This window comes from Planktothrix paucivesiculata PCC 9631, from assembly GCF_900009265.2.
GTDB lineage: Bacteria > Cyanobacteriota > Cyanobacteriia > Cyanobacteriales > Microcoleaceae > Planktothrix > Planktothrix paucivesiculata.
In genome coordinates this window covers 235,387-255,901 of the sequence record NZ_LR735008.1, presented here as the reverse complement: position 1 = coordinate 255,901, position 20,515 = coordinate 235,387, and the positions used below count along the sequence as shown (strand labels likewise).

16 protein-coding genes and 1 pseudogene are annotated in these 20,515 nt (G+C 41.4%); 8 read left to right on the top strand and 9 right to left on the bottom strand.

From position 1 onward, the window contains the following. Positions 1-519 (bottom strand): annotated as a pseudogene (locus tag PL9631_RS26045) (hypothetical protein); the annotation flags it as partial. 240 nt (positions 520-759) lie between these two features. Between PL9631_RS26045 and PL9631_RS08075 the strand changes: the two are divergent. Beyond that, positions 760-987, top strand: coding sequence for a hypothetical protein (locus tag PL9631_RS08075; RefSeq protein WP_083618791.1), 228 nt, complete (start codon positions 760-762; stop codon positions 985-987). A gap of 101 nt (positions 988-1,088) precedes the next feature. Further along, complete coding sequence (gene ppc / locus PL9631_RS08070) at positions 1,089-4,193, top strand: phosphoenolpyruvate carboxylase (protein ID WP_083618789.1); 3,105 nt, start codon at positions 1,089-1,091, stop codon at positions 4,191-4,193. Between the two features lie 96 nt (positions 4,194-4,289). Here the strand turns inward: ppc and PL9631_RS08065 are convergent, their stop codons facing one another. Further along, positions 4,290-4,736: a hypothetical protein gene (locus PL9631_RS08065; protein WP_083618786.1), complete on the bottom strand. Its 447-nt coding sequence runs from the start codon at positions 4,734-4,736 to the stop codon at positions 4,290-4,292. A gap of 210 nt (positions 4,737-4,946) precedes the next feature. Here PL9631_RS08065 and PL9631_RS08060 point away from each other — a divergent pair, with 210 nt between their 5' ends. Together PL9631_RS08060 and PL9631_RS08055 are read left to right on the top strand one after the other, a co-directional pair. Next, the gene (locus tag PL9631_RS08060; RefSeq protein WP_083618784.1) at positions 4,947-5,549 is read left to right on the top strand and encodes a hypothetical protein; all 603 of its coding nucleotides are present in this window, start codon (positions 4,947-4,949) and stop codon (positions 5,547-5,549) included. Between the two features lie 49 nt (positions 5,550-5,598). Next, the gene (locus tag PL9631_RS08055) at positions 5,599-6,105 is read left to right on the top strand and encodes a type III secretion system chaperone family protein (RefSeq protein WP_083618781.1); all 507 of its coding nucleotides are present in this window, start codon (positions 5,599-5,601) and stop codon (positions 6,103-6,105) included. A gap of 40 nt (positions 6,106-6,145) precedes the next feature. Here the strand turns inward: PL9631_RS08055 and PL9631_RS08050 are convergent, their stop codons facing one another. Next, positions 6,146-8,587, bottom strand: coding sequence for a putative PEP-binding protein (locus PL9631_RS08050; protein WP_083618778.1), 2,442 nt, complete (start codon positions 8,585-8,587; stop codon positions 6,146-6,148). A 238-nt stretch (positions 8,588-8,825) separates the two neighbouring features. Between PL9631_RS08050 and PL9631_RS08045 the strand changes: the two genes are divergently transcribed. Both PL9631_RS08045 and PL9631_RS08040 read left to right on the top strand, forming a co-directional pair. Beyond that, positions 8,826-9,482 carry a ComF family protein gene (locus tag PL9631_RS08045; protein WP_083618776.1) on the top strand — a complete coding sequence of 219 codons (657 nt, stop codon included), beginning with the start codon at positions 8,826-8,828 and terminating at the stop codon, positions 9,480-9,482. A 146-nt stretch (positions 9,483-9,628) separates the two neighbouring features. Further along, entirely contained in the window at positions 9,629-10,336 is a 708-nt protein-coding gene (locus tag PL9631_RS08040) for a calcium-binding protein (RefSeq protein ID WP_083618774.1), read from the top strand. Positions 10,337-10,615: 279 nt separating this feature from the next. Here PL9631_RS08040 and ptsG read toward each other — a convergent pair whose 3' ends face one another. The 6 genes from ptsG to PL9631_RS08010 form a co-directional block, all read right to left on the bottom strand. After that, positions 10,616-12,448, bottom strand: a complete 1,833-nt coding sequence (ptsG, locus tag PL9631_RS08035; protein ID WP_083618772.1) for a glucose-specific PTS transporter subunit IIBC — start codon at positions 12,446-12,448, stop codon at positions 10,616-10,618. A 45-nt stretch (positions 12,449-12,493) separates the two neighbouring features. Further along, complete coding sequence (locus PL9631_RS27525) at positions 12,494-12,682, bottom strand: hypothetical protein (RefSeq protein WP_231516674.1); 189 nt, start codon at positions 12,680-12,682, stop codon at positions 12,494-12,496. Between the two features lie 26 nt (positions 12,683-12,708). Next, on the bottom strand, positions 12,709-15,252 hold the full coding sequence (gene ptsP / locus PL9631_RS08025; RefSeq protein ID WP_083618768.1) for a phosphoenolpyruvate--protein phosphotransferase: 2,544 nt from the start codon (positions 15,250-15,252) through the stop codon (positions 12,709-12,711). 536 nt (positions 15,253-15,788) lie between these two features. Then, positions 15,789-16,214, bottom strand: a complete 426-nt coding sequence (locus PL9631_RS08020) for a hypothetical protein (RefSeq protein ID WP_083618765.1) — start codon at positions 16,212-16,214, stop codon at positions 15,789-15,791. 251 nt (positions 16,215-16,465) lie between these two features. Beyond that, entirely contained in the window at positions 16,466-17,638 is a 1,173-nt protein-coding gene (locus PL9631_RS08015) for a methyltransferase domain-containing protein (RefSeq protein ID WP_083618763.1), read from the bottom strand. A 176-nt stretch (positions 17,639-17,814) separates the two neighbouring features. After that, positions 17,815-18,777: a glycosyltransferase family 9 protein gene (locus PL9631_RS08010; RefSeq protein WP_083618762.1), complete on the bottom strand. Its 963-nt coding sequence runs from the start codon at positions 18,775-18,777 to the stop codon at positions 17,815-17,817. Between the two features lie 79 nt (positions 18,778-18,856). Between PL9631_RS08010 and ispD the strand changes: the two genes are divergently transcribed. Then, positions 18,857-19,558 (top strand): 2-C-methyl-D-erythritol 4-phosphate cytidylyltransferase, encoded by a 702-nt coding sequence (ispD, locus tag PL9631_RS08005; protein ID WP_083618761.1) that lies wholly within the window; start codon positions 18,857-18,859, stop codon positions 19,556-19,558. A gap of 89 nt (positions 19,559-19,647) precedes the next feature. Beyond that, positions 19,648-20,181: a hypothetical protein gene (locus PL9631_RS08000; RefSeq protein ID WP_083618759.1), complete on the top strand. Its 534-nt coding sequence runs from the start codon at positions 19,648-19,650 to the stop codon at positions 20,179-20,181. Positions 20,182-20,515: the final 334 nt, after the last annotated feature.

Here is a 20,515-nt window from a genome sequence, read left to right as displayed (position 1 = left end):
CCTGCTCCGCCCTGCTTCTCCTCCTACTTCCCCTGCTCCCCCTGCCTCCCCTGCTCCCCCTGCCTCCCCTGCTCCCTGGGGTTGAGGACGTCTAAACAGGCTGGTAATTTTTGTGAATGGGTTCTGTCTCGGTTCAGGAATCGGTGGAAGATGTTCTACTATTGGGGGGCTTTCAACAGCCTTAGAAGCCTCTGTAGATGTCTGAAATTGTAATTCTGTATATTCGAGCTTGACTGTCCAATCCGGTCGTGCCGCCCCCAAACTTCGACCCGATAAAAAAATCTTGTAAATCGGTTGATTGGGGGGGAGTAAAACCGTTAGATTAGTTTGGGTTAAGGCCCCTGAAAAATTAGATGTAGTGATTTTTTCATCGGGACTGATCGGCGCTTCACACAGAACGTGTAAATGATTCCCACGCAAACGGATTTGAACCTGCACATCCGCAAGTCCAACGGCCTTTTCTGCCCATTGGGTTAAGGCTAAACCCTCTCCGGTTAAAACTGTTTTATTGGCCTTCAACTCAACTCCCTACCCATACCAAACTGCCCGGTTTTTGAATTTCATTCCTACTGAATTCTAATCTCAAGGGTTAAGGCCTGGAGATGGGTTTAGAAATAGGACAACGCCCATGTTAGAATTCGACTACAATTTTGGCATGATTCGTCCAAAGTTTCGAGCAACTCCCCGTTGTTGCGATATGGCGGAAATTATCTATACAACCCCCAACTCCCCATTTTTGCGTTTAAGCGCAAATTATCTATGGAAACCACCCCCACCAATAATCATCCAGCCAAAAGTCCCGACCCCATTGCTTTTCCCCAAGAGTGGTTAGTCAGTTTCGCCACCGCACCCCTATTAATGGCTGCCCTCGGAACCAAAGCACTCCATGATTTTATGTTGAACCTGAGCACCAACAGCGAGGAAATTCTCCGAGGCGATCGCCTGCCGATTCTGCATTTTCCCGAATCAGACAAAAATATACAATAGAGAACGGTGACGGATTTGACTGCAAAGTTCTGTGATTATGCGAGAAATTAGGCAATACAATAAACTGGATATTCTTGCAACACACACAGGAAAAGACGATCATGAGTTCACTGCTCCAATCTTCCGAACAGTCTCCAAACACGGTCGTTTCATCAAATCCGCCAACTACCAATTCGGATTTATTTTTGCGTAATCGTCTCAAAATTATAGAGGATGTCTGGGAGTCCGTCCTCTGTCAAGAGTGTGGTCAACAACTGGTAGATTTACTCCATCAGTTAGCATCAATGACTTCACCGGAAGGACAAGCTGAGGAGTTCCAGGGATCGGATGCTCTCAAGTTGATCGAACAGCTTGATATTAACCAGGCTATTCGGGCCGCCCGGGGATTTGCCTTGTATTTTCAACTGATTAATATCGTTGAACAACACTATGAGCAACGGGAACAACAACTGGCCTATAACCATGGGAAAGGCAAAGGAAAGTTACCGATTTCCCCGGTAAAATCCATGTCTACTTTCGAGTCTCGGAATCAACGTTTTTCCGATCAAGAAGAAAGTCCCCTACCAATAACCAATGTAACCAATTACAGCGAACAGGATCGGGAGTTAGCAACATTCCATTCTCTGTTTCCGATGTTGCGACAGTTAAATGTTCCCGCCCAAAAGATCCAAAGGTTATTAGATCAATTAGATGTGCGGATGGTATTCACAGCCCACCCGACGGAAATTGTTCGCCATACAATTAGAACTAAACAACGTCGTATTGCCACGATCCTTGAACAACTCGATCAAATCGATGAAAGCTTTGATGGACTCAGAACCGAGAGTGTAGGGGACTCCTCTACCCTGTCGGAATTAACCGAAGAACTCCATGAACAACTAACTCAAGAAATTCGGCTTTGGTGGCGTACCGATGAACTCCACCAATTTAAACCTACGGTTTTGGATGAGGTAGATTATTCCCTGCACTACTTCCAGGAAGTGATATTTGATACCATTCCTCAACTTTATAAGCGCTTAAAACACGCTTTAAATGTTTCTTTTCCCTATCTAAAATTACCTAAACATGATTTCTGTAAATTTGGATCTTGGGTGGGTGCAGATCGAGACGGAAATCCCTCGGTGACACCGGAAGTGACCTGGAAAACCGCTTGTTATCAGCGTCATGTTGTCCTGGAAAAATATATTGAAGCGGTCAAACGCCTCAATCGTTTATTGAGTTTATCCTTACATTGGAGTGATGTTCTTCCAGAATTATTAGAATCTTTAGATCGAGATCAAGGACAATTACCCGATATCTATGATCAAACCGCCATTCGCTATCGTCAAGAACCCTATCGTTTGAAACTTTCTTATGTGCAAAAACGATTGGAAAATACTCGCGATCGCAATTGGCAAATGTACAATAATGCCGAAATGTCTCGCATCCGAGAGCGTCTAGTTCCTGACCACGAAGCGACTAAATTATATCGTTCGGGGAATGATTTCTTGGCGGAGTTGAAAATGATTCAACGCAACCTGGAAGAAACGGGAATGACCTGTCAAGAACTAGAAAATCTGATCTGTCAGGTGGAGGTTTTTGGGTTTAGTTTGGCCCGGTTAGATATGCGTCAAGAGTCTTCGATTCATTGTAATGCTCTCAACGAAGTTACTGACTATCTGCAAGTCTTACCCAAACCCTACACCGAGCTTTCAGAAGCCGAAAGATGTGTATGGTTAGCAACGGAACTCCAAACCCGTCGCCCCCTAATTCCGGCGGAATTACCCTTTTCTGAAAAAACCTGTGAAACTATTATTACCTTTAGGGTGATGCGGGAGTTACAACAGGAATTTGGGCCAGAAATTTGCCAAACCTATATTATTAGTATGAGTAATGAAGCCAGTGATTTACTGGAAGTTTTACTCTTGGCAAAAGAAGCCGGACTTTATGATCCAGCGACCGGAATTGGGAATGTGATGGTGGTTCCTCTATTTGAAACCGTAGAAGACCTCAAACGCGCTCCCCGGGTGATGACCACCTTATTTGAATTACCTTTATATCGGGCAATGTTAGCCGGAGGTTATGAACAATATAAACTCCTTAGTAATGATCCTGATCAGTCTTTACAAGAGATTATGTTAGGCTACTCCGATAGTAATAAGGATTCGGGTTTCCTGAGCAGTAACTGGGAAATTCATAAAGCCCAAAAAGCTTTACAAAATGTAGCTGAATCCTATAAAGTCGGTCTGCGAATCTTTCACGGACGCGGGGGTTCGGTGGGTCGAGGCGGTGGCCCAGCCTATAAAGCGGTTTTAGCCCAACCGGGTCGCAGTATTAATGGCCGGATTAAAATTACCGAACAGGGGGAAGTCCTGGCGTCTAAATATTCCCTCCCGCAGTTAGCGTTATTTAACCTCGAAAGCGTCACCACCGCAGCCATCCAGGCTAGTCTCCTGCATAACGGGTTTGATGAGATTGATCCCTGGAATCAAATCATGGAGGAGTTATCAATGCGATCGCGGGCGCACTATCGGGCTTTAATTTATGAAGAACCCGATTTACCCGAATTCTTCCATCAAGTTACCCCGATCCAAGAAATTAGCCAACTGCAAATCAGTTCCCGCCCCGCCCGTCGTAGTGGGGATAAGAAAAAGGATATTTCCGGTTTAAGGGCGATTCCTTGGGTATTTAGCTGGACTCAGAGCCGTTTTTTACTGCCTTCTTGGTATGGGGTAGGAACCGCTTTACAGGCATTTATTAACGAAGAACCCCAGGAAAATCTGAAACTCCTGCGGTATTTCTACATTAAATGGCCCTTCTTTAAAGTAGTGATTTCTAAGACGGAAATGACCTTGGCCAAAGTTGATATAGAAATCGCCCATCACTATGTCCGGGAGTTAAGTCATCCCGATGATCTCGAACGGTTTGAGGTATTATTCCAACAAATTGCTCAGGAATATTATCTCACCGTGGAGTTAGTCCAAGAAATCACCGGACATCAACGACTATTAGAGGATGATCCCGTCCTACAGCGTTCGGTACAGTTACGCAATGCCACTATTATTCCTTTAGGTTTATTACAGGTAGCCCTGTTAAAGCGCCTACGTCAACACGGAAAATCCGTGGCTTCGGGTGTTGTTCATTCCCGGTATAGCAAAGGTGAATTACTCCGTGGCGCCCTATTAACTATTAACGGTATTGCCGCCGGAATGCGAAATACAGGCTGATCTTTTCAGTCATCAGTTATCAGTTATCAGTTATCAGTTAAGAAGTTATCAGTTAGGAAGTCAACAGTTCTGTTCCCTGTTCCCTGCTTTAACTGATTAAAAAGAATAAACTTTCCCCTGTTCGTCAATATAAATTGTCCGTTTCTGGCTGGGATTATCTGCACTGGTGGGACTAATTTCAACGGTTAATATATTTTTAGGGACAACTTGAAAACTATAAATTAAGGGGTAAGTATTCTCCGGTGTATTAATTAAAATTGTGCTGGTTTCTTCGGGCTGATGTCCAACTCTGACTAAAAATTCTTCGGTCTTGCCCGGTGCTAACCTCTGGGAATTATCGTTAGCTAAGGCATAAACCAGGGTTTGATTAGTTTTGTTCCGTAGTCTGACCGTAATCAATTGGTTCGGATCAACTTTTGCCTGTACACTCCAGTCTGAGGGTGATGATGTTTTGTCAAATGGTTGAGCAATACTCGAAGAACTCAACCCGACACCCAGAGCCACCATCAGCGTCACTAAGGCTAAAATACGATATTTGAACATAAACTCACTTCAACGCAATCACCCCTCCATTAATCCGCCTGTCACCCTTCGATCCGGAACCTGTAACGGGGATATTTGCCTTGCGGTCAATGAAAAAATATGATATTGCATTATAATTCGTCAGGAGTGAGCGCCAAGCCATATCAATTGCTGCCGATCGCACACTAGATAGCTGAGTTTACTTGATTCTTGTCCAGTCAATCCTAATTTATGCAATCAAACCTTGTTCGTCTGAATATTCCCAGTGGTTGGGCAATTACTCATAACTGTTTTGGGGATGAAGATCCGTTTGTACAGGATGGTCGGATTCTCAATCAGCAGTTTTATCATGAAAACTTGCTGGTAATTCAATCCATTGAGTTTAAGGAAACAGACTGGATTATTAATCAAAAGGGTTATACCTTAAAACTCGGTTGGTATCCCCATGCTAATCCCGATGGATGCTATCGGTTGCAGTTATTACCCAGAGATTCTGAGCAAGAGGGACTAGAATTTCAATCTAAAGACCGGGAAAGAATTCGTCAAGTGATTGAACAGTGTTTTGATCTGATTAGTCGCGGGGTTGAGGGTGAGGAAATTAAATGGACTATTGAACAGAGTGATAAAACCTTTGAAAAAACTTCTCGTTTAGGATCGGGAATTAGAAAAAAAATTCAAGATTATAACCGATATCGAAATCGATTTTATTATGGTCAACTTTACTCCTTATATCCCCCGATTTATTATGAATTAACTAATATTGTTTACCGGAGTGCCAAAGCAAATAAAATTGCGTATAATATGCCCACGCCAGATAACTCCCATCGAGCGTAATTGTTGAAGCCACTATTCATAGAACGTTGTAGATATAGGAAAATTAAGGATGTTTACTGTGTCAGAACAAAACCCGGAATTACTTTCTCAAGAATACCCATCGGATCGGGCTGTGTTTGATGTTCTCATTGACTTTATGACCCTAGACGGTTGGGTTTATAGAGAAATTGAACATCGGAGAGTCTTGGCATTGGGTGTAGAGGGCAAAAACGGCCGATTTGATTGTTATACCATTGTCAGGGAAGAAGAACGGCAAATTGCGGTTTATTCTATTTGTCCGGTGAAAGTTCCTGAGTATAAACGCTACAATATGGCGACATTTATTACCCTGCTCAACTATGGGACAGTGGTAGGAAATTTTGAAATGAATTTTCAAGATGGTGAACTTCGATATAAAACCAGTTTAGATGCGGAAGATGCGTCTCTAAATCCGGCATTGATTAAACATTTAATTTATACCAGTGTCTCAACTATGGATGACTATTTACCCGGGATTTTATCGGTAATTTACGGTAATATTTCCCCAGAGGAAGCCTTCCAAAGAACTCAATATTAAGATCTTGCAAAAATATTGAAATTCCTGTACTGCGTTGGCGTTAGCTTGGCGCCAGCAGCGCGTCCTCGCTCGCTAGAGTTTGGGAAATAATTTGTTTTTCGGCTCTAGCGATCGCCATATATGTGGATTCAACGGCATCTAAATTAACAGAAATAGATGTAATTCCCCATCGGACTAAATCTTCGATTAATTCAGGATATAAAGCCGGAGCATCCCCACAAATTGAACAAGGAATATTAGCGGTTTTTGCCATTTCAATTAACTGTTTTATCGCTTTTTTCAAGACCGGATGATTTTCATATAATCCCGGAAATGTTTGCATTTGATTTCGATCAACTCCAAACAATAATTCAGTCAAATCATTAGTTCCAATTGAAATCCCTTGAACCCCAGCTTTAACATAATCAGGTAATAAAAATAAAACCGAAGGAACTTCCGCCATTATCCAAACTTGAAACCCCGGATAATTGGTTAATTCCGATGCTTCAATTCGATGTTTATAAATTAAAAACTCCTCCACAGACCGAATAAAGGGTAAAACCAGATGAATATTTCTATCCCCGGATTCATATAATTCTAATAAAACTTGAAGTTCTAAATCAAATAAAGCCAAACGTTCTAAAGATGGAGATTCGGAAGCTATAAAATTTCCTCCATCAATCCCACTACCCTGCTTACTAATGTGGGGGGGATAAAAATGAGTTAATCCCGAGACAGACTCTCCTACTTCTCGTAAATCTAATGCTCTATAATAAACAGGTCTAGGATATAAAGTTGTAGCAATTCGATGAAATTTCCTCGCCATTTTTTGAACAAATATTGATGATTTTTCTAGGGAAATCCAGTCATTAAAATTATAGAATTTGCTCCCTATTTTCTGGGAAATCCAGGGATTTATAGCCAGATCTTCAGAGCATTCTAATATTTCAATAGCCATTAATTCGGAACGGAGTAAACCCACGCCATCAATTGGTAAAGAATCGAGTCGCTTGATCGAACTCAATTGACTCATATTAACCATCAGGGCTGTAGAGTTGGTATTTGAGGAGATGGGGATCGATTTTTCAGCCTGAAAACTCTGTTGTGAAAATATTTTATTGATGGGATACTCATGTTTAATAATATAAACTTTACCGTAATTACCATCAACAACAATGGATTCACCCGTTTTTATTTTCCTGGTTACATTAACGATCCCACAAACAGCAGGTATACCTATTTCTCTGGCTACAATTGCCCCGTGACTGGTCATTCCTCCCTGTTCAGAAACAATAGCAACACTCTGCTTTAATAAGGGTAAATAATCCCAATTAATCGCGGAAACAACTAACACAGTATTCTCCGGTAGTTGGGATGGGATCGGATCTGTTTCCCTGAGAATATATGCTGTTCCTTGAGCTTTTCCACAGGCGAGAGCCAGTCCTTGAAAATCATGTTTATGGGGACTATAATCTGAGTCCATGGGCTCAGAAATAAGACTGGTTTCTGAATATTTTACCCTGACTAAATAGAATTGAGCCTGTTGCTCGGGCGAGGGTTTCAATAGACGCCAATCAAACCGAGTTATTGCTGGATGAGACTGTACAATTTGTTGAGTAATCTGGATTAACTGTTGTAATTGTTCCGGGGTTAAGGAAAAAGTTTGTTGGTGTTCAGAAATTAGGGTAGCATGAATCGGAAATTGAGAAATAGGAGTTCCGAATTGCTTTTGGGGAAGGGGATATTTTGTGGGTTGATGGGGAGAAGATTTTAAATCATATAGAATAGTTTTAGAGCCTAATTGTTGTTGTTGAATCATTCCTGTTTGGGGTTGAATTAAATAACTATCAGCATGGCTTTCTCCCCACAATAGAGAAAATTCTAAACCCCAAGTAGAGCTTATTTCCCAATAGTTAGGCGTAATTTTTACAAAACCAGAAGCGATCGCCGACTGGAGAGGTTGAACCAAGACTACAGGATGTAAATCTTGTAATTCTATCTTGTATCGTTGCCAATATAATAAACTTTTAGCCCGAAAAAATTCACAGTAAGCTTGTTTTAACCCGAATAGAGTTCTGGGAGTATCCGCCCAGCCCATAACTGATTCAAATAGCCCCGATATTTGTAAGGAGCCAGATGTGCTTAAACTGGGATAAAACATTAATGCTGGAGTTTGTAATCGATCAATGCTGTCTTGAATTTTTTGACTCCAGGATGGGGGTAAATGACTTTCAATTAGTTGTTGACAAAGATGTTGAGCAATAATTTGTAATTGACGGGGTTGATTGATGTCAAAATATAGAGATGATTCGGGTAAATCAACAAATAGGGGTTCTAACCAATCAATGGTTTGTAAAAAGTCCCAAAATAACTGATCCGTAACCACAAAACCGGGTAAAACCGGATAACCTTGACGCAGTAATTGGCTTAAATAAAAGGCGGGCTCCCCGACAATATCGCGATGCTCTGGTTGAATTTCGTGAAGCCCGTAAAAATTATCCACACTTTAAACTAAATTTAGTTACGATTTGATCCGATCAGTTCAACAATAGAAAATAGTCATAGGGGGAGATATAGCAATCCTAAATAGGTTGTAACATTTCAATACTGATATGAAACAGTCAGAAGTATTACCCCTGTTCCCTGTTCCCTGTTCCCTGTTCCCTGTTCCCTTGCGCGTAGCGCTATAGAAACCTGGTTTCTCGATCAAAACCTCCCCTCCCTATCTCAAAACCTTAACTGTGAAAGCGATCTTAAGTTTATTTCTCAAACCTAACTGTCTGTTATGTAACCGACCCGCAAAAACAGAACTTTGCGATTATTGTGAACGACAGTTACTTCGTTGTCGATTTCCCCCGGGGGCTAAATTTGCCTCCGAGGTGCCGCTTTGCGTCTGGGGACAGTACAAAGATGTTCTCAAACGGGCGATCGCGGCTCTTAAGTATAACAATCATACCCAATTAGCAAAACCTTTGGGCTATGGATTAGCAGAAACTTGGTTATTGACACCCGGGTCGATCTCCCCTGTCACCGTGGTACCCATTCCCCTGCACCCGGATAAGTTGAAAAAACGCGGGTTTAATCAAGCTGAATTGTTAGCAAAAAGTTTTTGTCAATTCACGGGTTTATCCCTATCTGCTCACGGTTTAGAAAGAATTAAACAGACGGAAGCACTGCATGAACTTTCGCCCGATCAACGTTTAAAAGAAATGCAAAATGTGTTTAATTTAGGTCGGGATTTCCGGCGTCGCCCCCCTCGGGGTTCGGTTTTAATTTTAGATGATATTTATACAACGGGTGCTACGGTTAAATCAGCAATTTCTGAATTAGAAAAATCGGGAATTTCTGTGGCAGGTATTGTAGCGATCGCAACTACTCAAAAATCAGTTATCCATTAGTGTAGAGACGTGCCACGGCGCGCCTATCCTGGTTATCAGTGTATCAAAAAAATCCCCTCAATCAAGTAAAATAAATATTGATTTTAGTTGACAATAGCCAACAATTGCTTTATTACTGATTACTGATAACTGATTAATGATTAAAAATGAGTTTAATTTTAGGAACTGAAGCAGCAGATAATCTAGCTGGATTGATTGAAAATGATGAAATTTATGGTTTAGGGGGAAATGATACCCTGCAAGGTCTTGGCGGCGATGATACGATCAATGGAAATATAGGGGAGGATATTATTTATGGCAGTCTAGGAAATGATATTTTGTTTGGTGGGAAAGGAAATGATATTTTAATTGAAGAATCGGGTAATAATCAACTTTTTGGTAACTTAGGTTCAGATTTATTATTTGGAGGAATCAATAATGATTCTTTGTTTGGGGGTCAAGGAGGGGATATCCTAGCAGGTGGAGGAGGAAATGATTATGTTTCCGGTGATATTGGGGATGATTTTATTGCGGGAGTTGATGTTAATTCCGCTAATCCAGGATCGGGGGAAATTGATACTTTAGTTGGGGGTGTAGGATTAGATGGATTTTATTTAGGGAGTTCTGATTCTAGCACCTATTATTCAACTGGAGGTTTAACGGATTTTGCTTTTATTAGTGATTTTACTGTAGGGGAAGATTACTTTGCTTATAAAACTAATGATGTAATTACTTTTAAGGATTTAACCTTATCAGGGTATGGAACCGGAGCGGGTATTTATGTGAATCAATCGGGTTTAGAAGAACTGATTGCATTTTTACCTGAAGTTCAAGCTAATCAACTCGATTTTAATAAAGATTTTAAACCCATCTGATATCAGTCATCAGTTATCAGTTAACAGTTATCAGTTAGGAAGTGAATAGTAGACAGTCTATTATCAGTCATCAGTAATCAGTTAACTGTTAACAGTTAACTGTAGTGCTAAACAGGGGATAGGGAATAGGGAACAGGAAACACCGAATCTGGGGTAATACTTCTGGCCGTTTCATATCAGTATTAAAATATTACAACCTCGGTGCTGGTTGCTATAACTAATAACTCTTAAACTGATAACTCTTAAACTGATAACTGATGACTGATCACTGATAACTGATCACTGATTCTTTGCGTATTGTTCCGCACCCAAACCAACTAATAGATGTAATATGCCATTGGGTAAACGTAAAATTCCTTCTACACCCGCGGCTTTTAATGCGTCTTCATCAATCAGGTTATTATCAATAACTTTAACCCGTAATCGAGTTAATGCCACTGCATCAACGCTTTGAATATTCTGTTTTCCTCCCAAGGCAATCATGATCTGCTGAATCCGATTTTTTGCCTCGGAATCTGAGATAATGGGAGTTGAAATCACTGCTTCGGTTGAATTAACCTCTGTAGTTTCTGGTGCTATTTCCTCAACAAAATCTGCCTCTGGCCCGGCATTTTTCAGATATTCCATCATATCTGTTTTTAAGTTTTCTGAACGGGGGCCGAATATGGCTTGGGCACTATTTCCCATTTCTAAAACTCCCGATGCTCCTAATGCTTTGAGTCGGGCTTTATTCACCTTTTTAATATCATGAACGGTGATTCGTAATCGAGTAATACAAGCATCCAAAGTGGCAATATTACTGCGTCCGCCAAACGCTCGAACTAACTCCATGGCCAGACTTCCTACACCTGTTCCGGGCGTAATCGTGGTTACGGTTTCTACCTCATCTTCTCGACCCGGAGTGGAGAAATTAAACTGTCGGATTCCAAAGTAAAACACACAGAAATATAAGGCGGCAAAAAACGGCCCTAAAGCGGGAATTAGCCACGCTTTTGTGCCTAATCCATTAAACAGGAAAAAGTCAATAAATCCCTGGGAAAAGGTAAATCCCATGCGTCCGCCCAAGGCAACAAATAACCAATCACAAAAGCCCGCCATCACCGCATGAATCGCGTATAAAGGCGGGGCTACGAACATAAATGAAAATTCAATCGGCTCGGTAATTCCGGTTAGGAAAGAGGTGAAAGCGGCGGAGATCATAATCCCCCCAGTTAACACGCGATTTTTCGGTTTTGCCGCCCGCCAAATGGCGATCGCCGCCGCCGGTAAACCAAACATTTTGAACCAATAAGCCCCCCCTAAAATTCCTGCCGTTGGATCACCTGCAAAGAAGCGATTAATGTCTCCGGTCACGATTCTATTGGTAATGGGATCAAGAAATGATCCGATTTGAAAAAAGAAAGGAACATTCCAAATATGATGTAATCCAAAGGGTAATAATAACCGTTCTACAACCCCATAAATTGCGGCGGTAAGACTAACATTGCCACCGGATGCGGCGGCATTTGCAGCCGTAGAAATCGCGGCTCCAATGGGCGGCCAGACCACACTCATTAAGACTCCCATGGCGATCGCCGCAAAGGAAGTTACAATCGGAACAAATCGTTTTCCCGCAAAAAATCCTAAATATTGAGGTAATTGAATTCGGAAATAACGGTTAAATAAATAGGCGGCAACACAACCCATAATTAAGCCGCCAAATACCCCCGTATCTAGGGAAGGAATGCCCATAACAGGTTTTAATTGTTCGGGATTCATGCCAAATAAAGTAGTAGAAGCCGCCCCCAAAGAAGCGATAAAAACCACAAATCCCACCGTTGCAGCTAAGGCAGCAACCCCGTCATTTTCCGCAAATCCAATCGCAACGGAAATCGCAAAAATAATCGGTAAATTGCCAAAAATTGCATCCCCGGAAGTCTTCATAATGGTTGCCAAACCTTCAGGTAGCCACCAAAATTTAGGGGAAGAAATTGTTCCCGATGCTAGATTTTGTAACTCAATTAAACGAGCGCTACCCAATCCTAATAATAAGCCTGCAATGGGCAACACCGAAACGGGAAGCATCAGAGACTTTCCCATTTTTTGTAATAAAGCAAAAGCGTTTTTGAACATCGTTTTTCTTAAGTAGTGAGCCCTGAAGGGCTCTATTAGATACTATTACTGACAACTGAAAACTCCCAAACTGATAACTCCTAAACTGATAACTCCTAAACTGATAACTCCTAAACTGATAACTCCCAAACTGATAACTCCTAAACTGACAACTTCCAAATTGGTAACTCCTAAACTGATAACTCCTAAACTGACAACTCCTAAACCGATAACTCCTAAACTGACAACTTCCAAACTGATAACTGATAACTGATGACTGATTAAAGTGCCCGCACATCCGCCCCCGTTTCTGCATTTAAAGCTTTTTGGGCTAATTCTTGACACTCAACTAAACTTAATTCTCGGATTTGTGCCTTAATAGTAGGAATACTCGGAACACTAACACTTAACTCCTTCACCCCCAAACCAATTAATAAAGGAATGGCTTGAGGATCACTGGCAATTCCGCCACAAACCCCCACCCATTTTCCTTCTTTATTTGCTCCTTTAACCGTTAAATCAATTAATCGTAAAACCGCCGGATTTAACCCATCTACATAGGGCGCTAATTTCGGATGTCCCCGATCCATTGCTAAGGTATATTGGGTTAAATCATTAGTGCCAATGGAGAAGAAATCAACCTCTTTAGCAAACTGTTCCGCCATGACAGCCGCCGAGGGAACTTCTACCATAATCCCTATAGAAACCGGGGGAAGATTTAAATTTTCCCGTTCTTCTTCTAACATGGCTTTTGCCATTCTAATTTCTTCTAATCGGGCAATCATCGGGAACATAATTCGCAACATTCCCGCCTCCGCCGATCTTAAAATAGCCCGAAATTGCGTTCTTAAAAGTTCAGGACGATCAAAGCCAAATCTAATTCCCCGTTCTCCTAAAAATGGGTTTTCTTCATGGGGAATAGGTAAGTAGGGTAAGGGCTTATCTCCACCTACGTCTAACGTCCGAATAATTAACGGTCTATCCTTCCCTAAAACCCGAGCAATACTACTATATATTTCCGTTTGTTCGTCTTCTGTGGGGGCAGATGTCCGCTCCATAAACACAAATTCTGTTCGCAATAAACCGACACCTTCTCCTCCCAATTCTACCGAAGTTTCTGCCTCAGATTTGCCCCCAATATTGGCAACAATTTCCATTCGGTGTCCATCGGTGGTGATGGCGGGTTCCATGGCATTGGCTAAGTCGGTTTGCCGTTTTTTAGCAATTTCAACTAACAGGGTTTTAACCCGTTCCATTTCCGCCGTCGTCGGATTTAATTTTAATGTGCCTTTACTGCCATCTAAAATAACAGGTGTGCCGTCGGCTAAATCTAATACTTGAGGTTCGGTTCCAGCGATCGCCGGAATTTCCATGGAACGAGCTAAAATTGCCACGTGAGAAGTCGAACCCCCGGCAACGGTACAGAATCCGATCACTTTTGACCTATCCAAAGTTGCCATATCCGAAGGAGTTAAATCCTCAGCAATTAAAATAGTATTCTCAGGATAAATCGGCCCAGTTAAAGTCACTCCGGTCAAAATTCTGAGCACCCGTTGCCCCACATCTCGCACATCATTTGCCCGTTGGGATAACAATTCATTTTGCAATTTTGCCAGTTGGGCTGCACTATTTGTAAAGGCTTGTTTCCAGGCAAAAGCCGCACTTTTTCCCTTATCAATGGTGCTGGTAGCAATATCAATTAATTCGGGATCTTCTAATAATTCTTGATGGGCGGCGAAAATAGCTGATTTACTCGGATCGCCCTGGCCATGAACATTGGCCCGTAACGCTTCTACCTCTAATTGGGCCTGTTCGATCGCCGTTTCTAACTTACGCCGTTCTGTATTGGGGTTTTCGGCCTTTTCCGTCACCTCAATTTCCTGTTCCCTCACCCGGAAGGTTTGACCCACAGCCACCCCGGAGGATGCGGCTACCCCTAAAACCACATTAGGATCGTCCGAACGCCGACGGGGGGCGGGATTTGAGATTTCTCCTTGGGCGACACTGGCCGGGGCGGAAATGGGGAGACTGCCTTCTTCCCCCAACCCGGAACGCATGGCTTCGGTGAGTTCGGCGATCGCTTCAGCCGCATCTGGCCCCTCGGCCACTAAGACCACCTGATCGCCATTATTGACTTCCATGGCCATTAACCCGACCACACTCTTAACATTTGCGTCTTGTTCGCCCCGTTGTAACCGAATTTTAGATTGATATTTTTTAGCTAAATTTGCTAATACGGCCGAAGGTCTAGCATGGAGTCCGGTAGGATTAGGAATAATAATTTCATCGGAGGTAATTGTCTCGGCAGAAATTGGGTTATTTTCAATAGCTGTTGCGGCGAAAGTCAGTTCTAAAATAACTGTTTCTCCAGCCACAACATTACCCGAACTAGCTTGAAAACTTGCTAATTGATCACTATTCGTAATCACAATTTGGGTGAGCAAACTTTTAGCATTGAGAGCGATATAATCGGGATCAAATTCTATTAAGGGATCGCCTGTTTGAATGCGATCGCCCATTTTAACTTTAGGACTAAACCCTTGCCCCCGTAACTTAACGGTATCTAACCCAATGTGCATTAATACTTCTAACCCTTCTGGGGTTTTTAATGTCACCGCATGATGGGACGGATGCAGTTGGATCACTTCCCCATCACAGGGGGCAATTAACACCTGACTCACGGGGTCAATGGCAATTCCATCCCCCACCATTTTTTGAGCAAATACGGGGTCGGGAACCTGTTCAATGGGTAGAATATGTCCCGATAAAGGTGCTTTTAATAGAACGCCAATCCCTTTGGGAACTGGTGTTACAGTATTAATCATTGTGAATTCCTGTTTAAATGGTGTTTTTTAATCTGGGTGGGTTGTTTAACTCTGGATATTGTTTAAGATACAATTAACCCTTTGCCATTGTTCAAAAGTTTCTATTTTGTTTTAATTTGAAACAATTCTTAATATATACTGGTTTTCAAGTGGGGATTAAAAACCTATTTTCTTTGAAAAACTTAATTTTTTAGTAGAGATTTTTCCCTAAATAATCGCAATTTTTCTATGGTACATTGGTTAAACTGTTGGGAACCAAAATTTAAACCTGGGGCGTTATTAAAATGGTTTTCTTATCGATTTAACTGATTTTAATATCAATTATTCAACAGGATAGAATTATTTTTCCTATCCTGTTTTTTATGATAGCTTTGTGCGTTCAGACATACCCAAAAACCGGGTTTTTATTCCTAGAAACTGTACATCTGAAAATCGCTATAATTCCACTTCTACGAATAGAAGCGACTCCCGTAATTGTTAAACTTGAAGTATATTGTCTAGGAAAGTTTATGTGATCGCTTGCTTATTTCTTCTCCTTAATAACAAATAGTTACCCACTTGTAAACTTTGCCTGGGCTGCACGAGTAAGACCACTCAGCAGACTGAGACATTTGAGCTTGATTTGAGACGATCAGGGTGGGGTAAACATGAACTTTGCAGGAATAAGTTCCTGACTTATTGGCGAAGTCCATTTCGTTTGGGTATTTGAGTACCAACAACTGCATCAAGACATCATAAACATTCAAGCCAGACAGACACAATGACATATAATACCGGAACAGTGCTGTGTTCAGAAACTCAGCCTGTGCCCAGCTATCTTCAGCAGAGCCGTCTAGCCAAAGCATATCTTCTCCACTGTGACCTACACCTTTCGCATAACTGGGCAAATTGCAAGACAACAAATACTGTTTTAACTCTTGAAAGCCCGGATAGCTTTGGTCGCTAATCTTGTCAATAGACATAGGTTCTCCCGTTTCTATGTAAAATAAATTTCTCTAATCTGGAGAATAAACTAATAGTAAAGTTAACAGCAATTAAAAGTCAAGGAAAAAAATTAAACCTCTTATCGCTCTGTTTGATAACTAATCAGAAACTAACTTACCTTTGCGAAAGTTAGCTTCCTTTGATAAAATGTTCTAAATGCGATCGCCCTAATCTAAACTTATTAAATATCACCTTAGATTAGGATTTATTATAACCTTTTTTTCACTATTTAACAACAACTAGAACTCACAGGAGCGCAACAAGAATCATCGGAATTAGTGATAGTAACGTGATAATGTTCTCCCTTGGTTTCTTCCGGTTTACGAATAGCATTCCGTCTACAATCGAATTCTGGGGCTGATTCTAGGGGGATAGTTTCATGGGGTAAAATTCCTAAAATATCTTGATGATAGGGGCCGTTTATGTTATTATAAATTTGGTAGGTTTTATCACAAACTGCCATCCGTTCCCCCCGATATAAAATATGTCCGTCATCGTCCATTACTTGTTTCCAAGGCCCTTTATAAATCACGGCTTGGTTTACATCTAAACAGAGGCCGTCTTTGCCTTTAAAGGCAGTAACTGTTAGGGAACGAAACTCAATCCCATCAATGACTTGCCAAGGTTCTTCCTGTCGGGCTAATATCTCAATCCCATAAAATCCAGCCTGTTCAAAACGTTCTAAAAACTCATTTTCCCGAAAAGCTCCCGCAATACAACCACTCCAAAGATCGGGATCATTTAAAATCCTAGGTGTGGGATCTTGATCGCAAACAATATCAGAAATAACCGCCCGTCCGCCGCGTTTTAAAACTCGATAGATTTCTTGAAAGAGTTGATCCTTATCCTGGGGACGGACTAAATTTAAAACACAATTAGAAATAACAACATCAACACTATGGTCAGCAATTAAAGGATTATGTTGACGTAAGCGATCGCATTCTAACTCAAATTTCCCCAGATCTTCAATTGATTGAATCGGATTAACCGTTAACCACCGTTGCACTTGATCTAAATCTAAGGCTAAATCCTGAATTTTTGCCTTCACAAAACTTGTATTAAAATATCCCAATTTCTGAGCCATTTCCGGTTGATGGCTGCGGGAAAGAGCCAACATTGTATCATTAAAATCCACCCCGATCACTTGACCGGATGACCCTACTTTTTGCGCGATCATATAACAATTTTTCCCCGCCCCGGAACCTAAATCAACTACAGTTTCCCCCGGGTTAACATAACGGGTGGGATCACCACAACCATAATCTTTATCTATAATTTCCTGGGGAATAATTTCTAAATATTGATTTTCCTGATATTCCACCGGACAACACAGAGAAGGTTGTACCGTTTGCGCTCCGGCTTTGTAGCGTTCAATGACTGTTTCTTCAATATTGTAGTTCATAGAATTACGAATTACGAATGGGTAATAAACTTTTTTAGTCAACAGTTATCAGTTATCAGTTAAGACAAGTATTAGTTAAGAACAATGGGTAATAGGTAATAAATTAACTCTCACACTGATAACTAATGACTGTTAACTATTAACTGTTAACTGATGACTGATAACTGATAACTGAATTAACCTCCCCAGATTTTTTTAATCACTTGATCGGGAGAGATATCAGAAATTTTACCCGAAGGTGATTTAATCCCAATAACCCGATCGCTTTTTGGTAATAATTTAGCGGGTTCTGTTGGGCCAAATAAGGCGATCGTATAGGTTCCCACCGCAACGGCCAAGTGCATCGGGGCGCTATCGGTACAGAGCATAAGATTTGCCGAGGCGATCATCGCCGATAATTTACCAATATCCTCCGGTCGGGTGACTTTAACCTGGGGACAAGATTCGACAATTTGCTGCACTAAGGCCCCATCTTCTGGCCCCTGGACAATGATCACGGGGAGGTTAGGTTGGCGCTGTTGAATATCTTGAATAATTTTTTGCCAACTGGCCACGGGGTAGATTTTATCAATGCCTTTTTGTTTGGCTAACTGGCTAGATCCCCCATGAATCAAAATATAACCACTATCCTTGACTCCTAACCTTTTCTGTTCGGCTTCTCCCCAGTCCAGATCCAATTTAGGCACATTAATTGATAATCCTGAGAAGGGGGTAATAATATCCAACCCTTTGAGCAGGTCATAATACATTTCGGCGGCGTATTGCTCTAGTTTTAAGGGGACTGGGTTGCTAATAAATAACCCCTCACCCCCGCCTGCGTAACCAATGCGCGTGGGGATACCCGTTAACCACAATAACAACCCCACCGTCCAACTTTGACCCAGGGATACCACCACTTCATATTCCCGGTCACGGACAATTCCTAAAAAATTTCCCCAGTCGGCCAAACTGTTCCGTCCCTTGAAATCATAGGTTAAAATTTCAGAAACGGACTTACAAACTCGATAAGCTCCCCTGGCTCTGGGTTCTACCATAACAGAAATTTGGGCTTCAGGATAGGCTTGCTTGAGGCCATCAAGGGTGGGAAAAAACAAGATTTGATCGCCTATTCCACCTGGGACAAGGGCTAGTATTCTCATAATTAAAGAGTTAATCTACAAGATCAGCTTAATTCTAATACGAACACAGAATTGTCAATCTTACCTGTAAATTTTCACCATGCACTTATTAATTCCGGCCGCGGGTATGGGACGCAGAATGGGGAGCGATCGCAACAAATTGCTCCTGACCCTATGGGATAAACCCCTATTAGCTTGGACACTCGAAGTGGCGGAGGCTTCAGCTTGTATTGACTGGATCGGGATCATGGGTCAACCCGTGGATTTTCCCGACTTCCAGGAAATTTTGGCCCAGGTTAATTTAACTAAACCCGTGGAGTTAATTCAGGGGGGCGAAACCCGTCAACAGTCGGTTTACAATGGTTTACAAGCCTTACCGCCGGATGCGGAGCGGGTGTTAATTCATGATGGGGCGAGATGTTTGGCCACACCGCAGTTATTCGAGCGCTGTGGGGTGGCTTTGCAGACCTGTTCGGGGTTAATTGCGGCCATTCCAGTTAAGGATACAATTAAGGTTGTCGATGAAAAGGGGTTAATTTTAGATACACCCGATCGTCAACAATTATGGGCGGCGCAAACTCCCCAAGGGTTTGAGGTGAAATTATTAAAAGAGTGTCATGAGCAGGGTCGTCAACAGGGTTGGGAAGTCACCGATGATGCAGCATTATTTGAAAAATGTGGATTATCCGTTTATATTGTGATCGGAGAAGAAACTAATTTAAAAGTTACTACTCCTGTCGATTTAAGTGTCGCTGAATTTATTTTAAAATCAAGACAATCAATGATTAGTAATCCGGTTTAAGGAAAAGGTTATCCCGCCCGTCATCAGTTATCAGTAGACAATAGAAAATAGGTAACAGTTAACAGTCAACCGTCAACTTTAATTAATCTATGACTCCTAAAACAACACCTAAAAAAACTCGGAAATCAATCTTGATTGATGAGTTTATTAGTTTGGCAATTGTTAATTTGTATTTAGCCTTATCCTTTAGCCTTTTAATCACGTTGAATTCCCTGGCGTTATTAAAACATGGGATTGACACTTTTAACTATGGGGTTGCGGTTGTTGGAGCTTTCATCATAGGAAAAGTGATTGTTTTATCTGAAAAGCTGCCCCTTGTAGAACGCTATAGAGATAAACCCCTCATTATTTCAGTTGGTTATAAGTCAATTTTATTTACAATTATTGTTTTAATTTTTAATGTTGTAAAACATTTTATTATAGGTTTGTTTCAACAAGAATCTATAGTTGGAATTTTAATAGAATTGAAAAATTATTTTTTTAACTTTGATCTAGTTTATCAAATCTTATGCGTGTTCCTTGTGTTTATTCCTTTTTTTACAGTGCGAGAATTGGATGAAATTTTAGGGAAGGGGATCTTATTTAACTTATTTTTTAAAGATAGAGTTTTAAAACATAATTAATATCAAGGTTTCCTGATCAACAAGTAGAATACTATCGCTATCGCTCTACTTTTTCCAGGGTAATTTTGTTCCCATTTCTGTTAATGCAGACAGGATTAAATAGAGCGTTAAAACAACAATCCCTAACAGAAATAAACCCAAATCTTGATTCATCTAATTCTAAAACCTCTGATTTAATTTTAGATCTGATTCCCCTAAATCCTCCCCTGCCTCCCCTGCCTCCCCTGCGGCCACTGAGCCTGTCGAAGTGCCCCTGCTCCCCTGCCTCCCCTGCTCCCCCTGCTCCCCCTGCTCCCCCTGCTCCCGTTCACGGGAGGTTAGGGGGGATCAAAAA